This is a genomic window from Micromonospora sp. ATLC20, assembly GCF_057196585.1.
Genome location: NZ_JBXUOV010000209.1, coordinates 1 through 9,206, shown reverse-complemented (window position 1 = coordinate 9,206; position 9,206 = coordinate 1). Strand labels below are relative to the sequence as shown.

The following is a 9,206-nucleotide window of genomic DNA, read 5'->3' as shown; positions in this document are numbered from 1 at the left end:
GGCTGGCCCCGCTGGCCGACCTGGTCCGGGCCGCCGTCGGCCTGCCCGGCGACGCGGCCACCGCGGTCACCCGGCCGGCCGTCGAGGAGCGGCTGCGCCGCCTCGGCCAGCGCCTGTCCCGGCTCCCCGGCGACCCGCCGCCGATCGCCGTGGACCAGCTCCTGGCCCTGCTCGGGTACGCCGAACTCCCGCCCGCCACCGAGAACGGCGAGTGGAACGCGGCCGGACCCCCGCCCGACGACGAGGCGGTGCCCACCGCCGTGGCGGACCTGCTCAGCGCGCTCGCCGGTGAGGCGCCGCTGGTGATCGTCGTGGACGACCTGCACGACGCCACCGCCGAGACGCTCAAGGCGCTCGCGCTGACCCTCAACCGGCTCAGCGGGCCGGTGCTGGTGCTGCTGCTCGGCCGCCCCGAGCTGGTACGGACCGCCGGCGCGCTGACCCGCGTCGCGGACGCCGAGGTGCACGCGCTGCCGCCGCTGCGCGGCGCGGACGCGTCCCGGCTGCTCACCAGCTACCTGTCCGGTGGCCGGATGCCCCAGACCGACGCGGACCGGCTGCTCGCCACCGCTCAGGGCAACCCGTTCTACCTGGCCGAACTGGTCACGCTGCTGATGGAGCGCGGTGCGCTCACCGCCGGGCCGGGGCGGGGCTCCGACGTCGGCTGGCGGCTCGCCCCCGGCTCGCTCGGCAGCCGGCTGCTCTCCCGGGACCTGGCCGCGGTGCTCGCCGCGCGTATCGACGCGCTGCCGCCCAATGCCCGCTCGGCGCTGCGCGACGCCGCGGTGGTGGGCGACACCGTACCGGCGGGCGCGCTGGAGGCGCTGCGGGAACAGCGGGTCGGGCAGGACGGGCGGCCCGCCGCGGTGGCCGCCGTCGAGCTGGACCGGGCCGTGGAGGAACTGCTGCAACGGCGCATGCTGCACCGCACCCGCAGCGGGTTCGCCTTCGCCACCCCGTTGATGCGGGAGGCCGCGTACGCCGGGGTGAGCAAGGCCGAACTGGCCGAGCGGCACGCGGCGCTGGCCCGCTGGGCCGCGCCGGAGAGTGTCGACGAGACCGGCGGCGCACCCGGGGGCGCGTTCACCGAGGCCGCCCGGGACGACTTCGTCGCCGAGCACGTGGAGCGGGCCACAGCGCTCGCCGACGCGGTCAAGCTGCGCCCGGACGCGCCGGCCCGGGCGGTCACCCCGCTGGGCGTGGCCGCGCTGGGCCGGGCCGCCCGCCGGTCGCTGCGGTCGGGGGAGCCGGCTCTCGCCGTCGAGTACGCCGAACGCGCGGCCGAGCTGGCCCGCGACGGGGTGCCCGCGGCTGACCGGGTGGTGCACGCCCGGGCGCTGCTCCAGGTCGGCCGCCCGGCCGACGCGCTGGCGTTCGCCGAGAAGATCGCCGCGAACACCGGCGACCCGGCCACCCGTACCGCCGCGTTGCTGCTCGCCGGGCAGGCCCAGCAGACCCTCGGTGACGCCGAGCGGGCCGAGTGCAACTGGCAGGAGGCGTTGCAGGTGGCGACCGACGCCGACCTGCCCACGCTGCGGGCCTCGGCGATGCGGCGGCTCGGCATGGCCGACTTCATCGCCGGCCGGCTCGGGCAGGCGAGCAGCCGGCTGGCCGCGTCCTACCAGGTCAGTCTCGCCGCGCGGGATCCCCGCGGGCAGGCGTGGTCGTTGCAGAACCTGGCCTGGGTGACCACCACCCGGGGCGACTTCGCCGGCACGGACGCGGTGCTCGGCCGCGCCGCCCGGCTCTTCGCCGAGCTGAAGGACCCGTACGGGCGGGCCTGGCTGCGCGGCACCACCGCGTTCGCCCGGCTGCTCGCGGGCCGGCTGCGAGAGGCGTGCCGGATGGCGCGGGTGTTCCTGCCGTTCGGGGAGCGGGTCGGCGAGGCGTGGGCGGTAGGGACGCTGCGCGCGGTCGAGGCGTACGCCACCGCCGAGCTGGGCGACCTGGCCGAGGCGGACCGGGCGGCGCGGCGTGCGTACCGGGACTTCGCCGAGGTGGGCGACGACTGGGGGCAGGGCTTCGCGCTCGTGGTGCGCGGAGTGGTGGCGCGCGGGCTGGGCGAGCCGGAACACGCGGCCGACCTGTTCACCGACGCGCTCGAGTACGCCGACCGCACCACCCACCCGCTGCTCACCGGCATGGCCGGGACGCTGCGCGGCTTCGTGGCGCTGGACATGGGCGACCACGAGACCGCCGAGCGGGAGGCACGGTCGGTGCTGACCCGGGTGGAGCCGCACAACCCGCAGGCGCCGGCCCAGGTCGCGCCCCGGGTGCTGCTCGCCATGGCCCGCCTCGCGGCCGGTGATCCGGGGACCGCCGTGGGGCTGCTCGCCCCGGTCGCCACCGGCGCGGCGAACGCGCCCTCGCTGTTGTTCTCCCGGCGGCAGACGATGGCCCGGTACGCCGCCGCGCTGCTCGCCCACGGCCAGCGCGAACAGGCGCTCGACTGGGCGCAGCGGTCCATCACCGCCCCAGCGGAGGACGTCCGCAGCCAGGTGGTGGCGCTGCTCGTGCTGGCCGAGGCGCTTGACGCCTGCGGTCGGCGGGCCGAGGCGCTGACGCACGCGGAGGAGGCGGTACGCCTCGCGTACGCCACCGAGCAGCGCAGTGAGCGGATCGTCGCGGACGCGTTGCGGGTGCGCCTCTCCGGGGGCTGATCGCCCGTGTTCTGACGGTTCCGGGGATGTGTTCGTCGGTGGAGCCGGTTAGCGTGGGGCGGCCACAGTCGTGGATCGACTGTGACCTCCCGGTGCGCGCCTGCGTCACCGGCAGATCACGCTGGGGAGGAACGATGAGGCTGCCGCGCTCGGGCGCCGGCTGGACGATCGCGGTCTTCGGGCTCCTCGCGCTGCTGCTCGGCGCGCTCGGTCTGATCTGGCCGGAGACGCAGCTGCGCCTGCTCGGCTTCGAGGTGCCGGCCGAGCGCGCTCCGGGCGACTACACCGGCACGTTCCTCACCGCGTCCTCGATGGCCTCGTTCAACATGGGGGTCTACTACCTGCTCGCCGTCGCCACCGAGTGGCGGCCGTTCTACCGGTTCACCGTGTGGTTCCGCCTGGTCACCTTCACCGTGTTCACCATCGCGGTGCTCTCCGACGTCGCGCCGGACCGCTTCTTCGCGGTCGCCGCGTGGGAGGGCCTGGGCGCGCTCGCCACGGCAGCCGGCCTGTGGTGGGACGCCCGCCGGGCGGCTCCCGCCGGTGCCGTGTCCGCGCCGGAGCCGGCGCCGGCCACCGACGCGGCGCGCTGACGGGTCCGGATCGTTGGGTATTTTCGAGTCGTGACCGAGACCCCGCCCGGCGCCCTGCGGCTGCCCATCGTGCCCGGTCTGACCGATCTGCAGGTGTTCGCCCGGGGCGGCTACGCCACCATCTACCGGGCCACCCAGATCTCGGTGGGACGCGAGGTCGCGGTCAAGATCGAGAACCGCACACTGGACAGCGAACGCGACCAGGCCCGCTTCCTGCGCGAGGCCCGTGCCGCCGGGCGGATGTCGTCGCACCCGCACGTCGTCGACCTGTTCGACGTCGGGGTCACCGTCGACCAGCACCCCTACCTCATCATGGAGCTGTGCGACGGCTCGTACGCCGAGCGGATGCGCACCTCCCCGCTGGGTCCGGCGGAGACCCGCGACCTCGGCGTGAAGATCGCCGACGCGCTGGCGCACTCGCACGCGGCGGGCGTCCTGCACCGCGACGTCAAGCCGGCGAACATCCTGCACTCCGAGTTCAACTCGGCGGTCCTGGCCGACTTCGGCCTGGCGGTGCTCGCCGAGTTCCGCGACTCCTCGGTGATGCTGGAGGCGCTCACCCCGGCGTACGCGCCGCCGGAGACGTTCAACCACAGCCCGCCCACGCCCGCCGTCGACGTCTACTCGCTGTGCGCCACGCTCTACGCGCTGATGTACGGCCGTCCGCCGCGCTGGCACTCCGAACGCAACCCGAGCCTGGTGACCGTGCTGGAGATGTTCCAGCAGCCGATCCCGGGTCTGCCCGGCGTGCCCGGCGAGCTGATCGACGTACTCCGGCTGGGCATGTCGAACGACCCGGGCGCGCGGCCCTCGGCGGTCGAGCTGCGCGGCCTGCTCGCCTCGCTGCCGCTCGACGGCGCCCCGGCGACCGGCGGCCTGTACGACGGCGGCACCGGCGACCGGTTCCACCGCACCGGCGGCCCGAACCCGCGACCGCCCGCGGACGACGACCACCCGACGGTGGCCTCGCGTGGCCGGCGCTGGCCCAAGCGCTGGTTCCTCGGCGGTGCCGGCGTGCTGGCGCTTGCGGCTTCGGCCGGCGGTGGCTGGGTCGCCGGCGGCCACGCTCCGGCTGCCCTGCCGACGCCGGCGGCCAGCGGGGTGGCCGGGGTGGCGCCGGTGCCGGGTTGCGCGTCCGCCGACGTCCGGCTGCCCGCCGGGGCGCGCTGCGCGACGGAACTGGAGTGCTTCGGTCCGGTACGGCTGCGCCGCGACCGGGCCGAGGCGAGCCGGGTGCCGTGCGACGGCCAGCACACGTGGGAGACCTACGCCGCCGGTGACCTGCCGGCCGCGCTCGCCGGGGCCCGGCACGAGACGGTCGCGGCCGACCCGGCCGTCGGCAGGGTGTGCAACGCCGACACGTTCCGGCTGGTCAGCGGCGGCAAGTCGGCGAGCGGGTGGAACCTGGAGGTGCTGCCGCCAGAGGCCGAGGCGGACCGCACCTACCGCTGTCTGGCCGGCCGGGGCGTCAACGCGCTCGCCGGTCCCACGCTCACCGGTCGCTGAGCCCGTTCACGGTCCGGCCCTGCCGCACCGATCGCGGATCGAGCGTCTCCAGCGTGTCCGCGTCCACCGCCGTCGGCGCCCGCATGCCGCGTACCACGCGCGGGTCCAGCGTCTCCAGCGTGTCCGCGTCGATCGGCTGACCCGCCGGGGTGCGCAGGTTCCGCACCGCGCGCGGGTCGATCGCCTCCAGCGTGTCGGCGTCCACTCCGTACCCCTGGTGGGGGACCGGCCAGGTCTCGGCCTGCGGGGTGGGCCCGCCGGTGCCGCCGGGCTGGCGCGCGGCGGTGATCGTCACTCCCGTGATCATGGCGAGCAGCACGCAGACCAGGGCCAGTACGACCGACAGGATGCCGGGCGGACGCCACACGGCGAGGGTCACCACCGCCGCCACCGTCGCCAGGGACGCGACGACGGCCTTCGCCCGCGCATCGGGCTTCGGGAACGATCTCACCCGACAAGCATGGCCCAGCGCGTCCACCTGTCAACCGGCGGGATGAGACGGCTTCCCGTCACCGTCGCTCCACTTCGGAGTCGCAGGTAGCGACGATCGAGAAAGAATCGTTACATCATCTGGTCGTTTGCCGTATCGGTCCACGTTTGGGGGTCACTAACGTGGGCGTCGATCCCTACAGTGACGGGGGTCGAGGTCTCCTCGACGGAACTGTTCCCCGACGGAAGGCAGCCTCATGCCCCGTGCAATCCGATCCCTGGCCGCAACCGGGATCGCCGGCGTCCTCCTCGCCGGACCGGCCGTCGCGCCCGCCGCGGCGGCGACTCCGCAACCACCCGCGCACGACAGGACCACCGCCGCCGAGGCGCGCCGGGTGGACCGCGTGCCGACGCCGAAGCTCGACTGGTACGCGTGCTACGACTACGCCGAGTGCGCCACGGTCCGGCTCCCGCTGGACTACGACAACCCGAAGGGCGCCACCACCGAGGTCGCACTGCTCCGGGTCAAGGCCCGCGACCAGCAGCGCAAGGTCGGCAGCCTCTTCCTCAACCCGGGTGGCCCGGGTGGCTCCGGCACGAGCATCGCGCTCGCCGCGCCCTACTTCCTCGGCGACGACCTGCTCGACCGCTTCGACATCGTCGGCGTCGACCCGCGCGGCGTCGAGGCCAGCGAGAACATCAAGTGCTTCCGCTCGGTGAAGGACCAGACCCGGGCGTACGCCGGGCTGAACGTCGCGTTCCCGTGGACCAAGGCGGAGGAGAAGGCGTACGTCACCGCGTCCAAGGCGGTCGGCAAGGCGTGCTCCACCACCGGCAAGCCGCTCACCGGCGCGGCGTCCACCGCCGAGGTGGCCCGCGACATGGACGTGCTGCGCCGGGCCGTCGGCGACAAGTTGCTCAGTTACCTCGGGTTCAGCTACGGCACCGCGCTGGGCCAGTACTACGCCAACATGTTCCCGGACCGCTTCCGCGCGCTCGTCGTCGACGGCGTGCTCGACCCGAACGCCTGGGTCGGCCAGGGCAGCGCCCGCAACCAGCTCCAGGAGACGCGGCTGCGCAGCGCCGACGGCGCGTACCGGGCGCTGCGGGAGATCCTCGTCCGGTGCGGCAAGGCCGGCGCCGAGAAGTGCGAACTCGCCGCCACCGGCAACCCGCTGGCCGCGTACGACACGGTGGCGAAGCGACTCCGCAAGAAGCCCGTGGTGATCGAGGACTCGGACTTCGGCTCCTTCACCGTCAGCTACGCCGACTTCGTCGGTGCCACGCTCGGCGCGCTGTACGACCCGTACGGCTGGCAGTCGGTCGTCGACATCACCGTGCAGCTCCTGGCCGCCACCGATCCGGCTGCCGGCACGGCCGCTGCCGCGCCGGCCCGCAAGGCGCTCGCCGCCCGTGCCGCGCAGGCGCGGCAACAGCGGGGGTACGACTTCCCGTACGACAACGGGCTGGAGACGTTCCTGACCGTCGACTGCACCGACGCGTACCACCCGAAGAGCGCCGACGCCTGGCCGGCGCTGTCGGCGAAGGAGGACAAGCGGGCGCCGTACTTCGGGCGCGCGTGGGCTTGGGGCACCTCGCCCTGTGCCCGCAACACCTGGACGGTGCGGGACGAGGACGCCTGGACCGGGCCGTTCAACCGGGTCACCGCCGCTCCGGTGCTCGTGGTCGGCAACTACTGGGACCCGGCGACCAACTACCAGGGTGCGGTCAGCTCGGCCAAGCTGCTGCCGAACAGCCGCCTGCTGAGCAGCGACAGCTGGGGCCACACCGCATACGGCACCTCGGCGTGCGCGACCGGCCGGATCGACGCGTACCTGCTGACCGGCAAGCTGCCGGCCAAGGGCACGCTCTGCGTCGGTGACGCGCAGCCGTTCCAGGAGGACGCGGCGGCCGGCCGGGCGGACGCGTCGAAGAGCGAACTGGCCCGGGCGGGCGAGCCGCGCCGGGGCGAGCCGAAGCGGCTGCCGCCGGTGGCGACGCCGCGTCCGGCGGTCGGCACGCTGACCGTCCGCTGACGGACCCCCGGGGTACGGCGGGTGATCGGGCACCCGCCGTACCCCGGGCCGCAGGCGCGTAGCCGACTGGTCCGGCCGCTCGCGTCGATCACCGAGCGGCGGTGCTGGCCATGCTGGTCTGGGCCGCGTTGACCGCCCCGCCCCGGCCGGGTGGAACGTCATGGGTGTCTCGGAGGCGTTTTGACACCTATGACGTTCCACTCACCGCAGGCGCTGGTCAGTAGGACTTGTCCTGGCCGAGGACGTGCTGGGCGACGAAGTTGAGGATCATCTCCCGGCTGACCGGGGCGATCCGGCCCGCGCGTACCGCGCCGAGCAGCGTCGCCACGCCGTACTCGGTGGTCATGCCGGCCCCGCCGAGCGCCTGGACGGCGGTGTCGACGGCGAGCGCGGCGGCCTCGCCCGCCGCGTACTTGGCCATGTTGCCGGAGATGCCGGCCTCCAGGTCGCGGCCCGCGTCGTAGAGCGTGGCCGCCTTGTGGATCATCAGCCGGGCCAGCTCGACCTGCACTGCGGCGTGCGCCAGCGGGTGCGACACCCCCTGGTGCGAGCCGATCGAACGCCCGCCCCACACCTTGCGGGTGGACGTGTAGTCGCTGGCCTTCTCGATCGCGTACCGGCCGGTGCCGGCGCCCATCGCGGCGACGGTGATGCGCTCCGGGTTGAGCCCGGCGAACAGCGCGGGCAGCCCGGCGTCGAGCGACTCGCCGACGAGCGCGTCGGCGGGCAGCCGGACGTCGTCGAGGAAGAGCAGGAACTGGTTCTCCGGCGACAGGATCTCCATGTCCAGCTTGGACTTCTCCAGGCCGGGCGCGTCGGTCGGCACGATGAACAGCGCCGGCTTCAGCTTCCCGGTGGACGCGTCCTCGGTACGTGCCACCACGAGCACGTGGCCGGCCTCGTCCACCCCGGAGATGTAGATCTTCCGGCCGCTGAGCAGCCAGTCGTCGCCGTCGCGCCGGGCCACGGTGGCGAGGCGGTGGAAGTTCGAACCGGCGTCCGGCTCGGTGATCGCGAAGACGATCTTCTGGGAGCCGTCGGCGAGGCCGGGGAGGTGCTTCTTGCGCTGCTCCTCCGTACCGTGCTTGTTGATGATCGTGGCCGCGATGGCGGGGGAGACCACCAGGAGCAGCAGCGGGCAGCCGGTCGCGGCCAGCTCCTCGCACACCAGCGCCAGCTCGGTGATGCCGCCGCCCCCGCCGCCGTACTCGGTGGGGATGTTCACGCCCAGGTAGCCGAGCCGGCCGGCCTCGTGCCACAGCTCGTCGGTGTGCCCGCCGGACTTGGCCTTCTCGACGAAGTAGGAGTGGCCGTACTTGCGGCCCAACGCCCGTACGGCGTCGCGGAGCTGGTCCTGCTCGGGGGTCAGGTCGAAGTTCACTGCGGGTCCTCCTCGGGGTCCACCACGGCAAGTACGGCACCCGTCTCGACCTGGCCGCCGGCCGGCACCGGCAGCTCCGTCACCACGCCGTCGGCGGGGGCGAGCACGGGATGTTCGAGCTTCATCGCTTCCAGCGTCAGCAGCAGGTCACCGGCGGCGACCCGCTGACCGACCTCGACGTGCACCCGGGTCACCGCGCCGGGCAGCGGCGCGAGCAGCGACCCGGCCGCCAGCTCCGCGGTGGGCAGGGGCAGGCGGGGCAGCTCGGTGAGGCTCGCCGCCCCGTCCGGGCCGTCCACGAAGACCGACGACCCCGCCCGGTGTATGCGGAACGCCCGCCGCACCCCGTCCACGTCGAGCACCACCCGGTCCGGGGTGGCGTCGACGACCGTCACGGCCGGGGTGGCGTCGGACGACGACACCGACCATTCGGCGAGCCCGCCGGTGCGGTCGAGCCGGTACCGGACCTCGAGCTCCTCGTCGCCCGGGCCGGTGAAGCGGGTGACCTGCGGGAAGGACGGCACGTTGCGCCAACCCGACGGCAGCCCGGCCAGCACCGGGGCGGCGGCCCGGCGCGCGGCGGCCCCGGCCAGCGCGGCGG

General features: G+C 74.5%; 7 protein-coding genes. 4 read left to right on the top strand and 3 right to left on the bottom strand.

The genetic code is table 11. The annotated features are described in order from the left end of the window. The 3 genes from AC2CHG_RS27495 to AC2CHG_RS27485 all read left to right on the top strand — a co-directional run. On the top strand, positions 1–2,660 hold a 2,660-nt coding region (locus AC2CHG_RS27495), incomplete at its 5' end, for an ATP-binding protein (RefSeq protein WP_484525893.1). A 134-nt stretch (positions 2,661–2,794) separates the two neighbouring features. After that, on the top strand, positions 2,795–3,253 hold the full coding sequence (locus tag AC2CHG_RS27490; RefSeq protein WP_194801984.1) for a hypothetical protein: 459 nt from the start codon (positions 2,795–2,797) through the stop codon (positions 3,251–3,253). 30 nt (positions 3,254–3,283) lie between these two features. Beyond that, positions 3,284–4,759, top strand: coding sequence for a serine/threonine-protein kinase (locus AC2CHG_RS27485; RefSeq protein ID WP_484525892.1), 1,476 nt, complete (start codon positions 3,284–3,286; stop codon positions 4,757–4,759). Here AC2CHG_RS27485 and AC2CHG_RS27480 read toward each other — a convergent pair. Then, positions 4,746–5,210, bottom strand: coding sequence for a hypothetical protein (locus AC2CHG_RS27480; protein WP_262013425.1), 465 nt, complete (start codon positions 5,208–5,210; stop codon positions 4,746–4,748). The genes AC2CHG_RS27485 and AC2CHG_RS27480 overlap by 14 nt on opposite strands. A gap of 235 nt (positions 5,211–5,445) precedes the next feature. On the opposite strand from AC2CHG_RS27480, the gene AC2CHG_RS27475 reads away from it, so the two are divergent. Then, entirely contained in the window at positions 5,446–7,224 is a 1,779-nt protein-coding gene (locus AC2CHG_RS27475) for an alpha/beta hydrolase (protein WP_484525891.1), read from the top strand. Positions 7,225–7,441: 217 nt separating this feature from the next. Here the strand turns inward: AC2CHG_RS27475 and AC2CHG_RS27470 are convergent, their stop codons facing one another. After that, positions 7,442–8,605 (bottom strand): acyl-CoA dehydrogenase family protein, encoded by a 1,164-nt coding sequence (locus tag AC2CHG_RS27470; RefSeq protein ID WP_366620027.1) that lies wholly within the window; start codon positions 8,603–8,605, stop codon positions 7,442–7,444. After that, the coding region (locus AC2CHG_RS27465; protein WP_484525890.1) for an acyl-CoA carboxylase biotin carboxyl carrier protein subunit at positions 8,602–9,206 on the bottom strand (605 nt) is incomplete at its 5' end. The genes AC2CHG_RS27470 and AC2CHG_RS27465, both read right to left, overlap by 4 nt.